Here is a 1,323-nt window from a genome sequence, read left to right as displayed (position 1 = left end):
GGTATCAGGATAGACTGGATGGCAAGCTTGCAGGTGGGAAAAAACGAAGTACTAGATTCCACCGTGATATTTAAATACATACAATCAAGACAAGGAGTGTCCTATGATTTCAAGAGCTACACTTAATCCTCCCATGAAGCAACCACCATCTGACCTTGAAAACCCAAAAACTACTAAAACAGAAGTAACAGTACCGCAATGTAAAGATGAAGCTGTGCTCCGAACCCATACAACGCCAATCTCTCTCAGGGCAGTATGCCATTCTGAGAAAACTTCAGCCCTTGAAGCATCCGACACTTTCAAGCCAAAGACGTCTTCGCAGAAACAAACAGCGCTTGACAACATGGAGTCACCATTTAAAGCAGATGATATTACCATTAGTGATCCGGAGTTTAACCAACCGCCTGGCAAAATAAAAAAGCTTGCCCTGGCGATAAAAATCTTTTCTAAAAGTTTTAAGACCATATACCAAGTCAATCATCCAGAGACTGATCGGAGTTCACTGGTAGAAAGAATACGTAGCAAGGTTTACACCGTGACCTCTGTGTTGTTAAACATTCTGAACTTTCTGCAATTCAATGCCGTAGGGGCTGGACTTTGTGTCGGTGGTTTATTTCTTCTTTCAACTGTGTCAATGGGGGCGGCCTCAGCTGCCTTGTGTATACCTGCCATTGTGTTTGCTAGCTTAATCATTGGCGTCGGAGCTTTTTATCTTGGCAATTTTCTCGTTGTAAAAGCCTCTGACTTTATTACTTCAACAGCGTCAGCGATGGTGGATACCCGCGAAAAATTAACCGAGGCAACCACTCTTACTTTACCGAAAGACAGGTTCTTGAATAAGTACCAAAGAATGGAGGAGTCACTCATCACATTGCGAACCAAATTCTATGCGGCAGAGTACGCAAAGGTTAATCACAACATAAAATTATTTAAAGCATTCGATAAAACAGAGGAATTGAAAATTGCGGAACAAAAGCACGAAGATCTGGAAGAGGCCAGAAAAAATGATAATATTCCGTACCCTGACCCGAAATGGTTTGATTCTCTGCAGTACTTCTTCCTGAGAGAGGAATATGGGTGCAATCTCGAGAAATTGAAAGAGGCTATCGATAAAACCCAAGATTGGCTTGACAGGGCAGCAAAACAGAAAGAACTGCTCACTCAAGAACGCCAGAAACAAGAGGAATTGGTTGATAAGGATACTCAACCTATTGGCGGAAGTTCAGAGGTGGACCGAGAATTATGGATTGCTGTGTAATTCTCCGTTTAGGAGTTGTCTGGAAATAACTTCCCTATTTTTTCGTTGCCTGACTCTGTTCGGAC

At 42.4% G+C, this 1,323-nt stretch carries 1 protein-coding gene; it reads left to right on the top strand.

Features of this window, described 5'->3' with window-relative positions; genetic code table 11:
- The first annotated feature begins 103 nt into the window (after window positions 1–103).
- Window positions 104–1,258: a hypothetical protein gene (locus tag KDK14_RS18215; RefSeq protein WP_257266620.1), complete on the top strand. Its 1,155-nt coding sequence runs from the start codon at window positions 104–106 to the stop codon at window positions 1,256–1,258.
- Window positions 1,259–1,323 lie beyond the last annotated feature (65 nt).

Origin of the sequence: Endozoicomonas sp. ONNA2 (assembly GCF_024606365.1) — a bacterium.
Taxonomy (GTDB): domain Bacteria; phylum Pseudomonadota; class Gammaproteobacteria; order Pseudomonadales; family Endozoicomonadaceae; genus Endozoicomonas.
The sequence above is the reverse complement of the archived record's forward strand: the minus strand, read 5'-3'. Positions and strand labels throughout refer to the sequence as shown.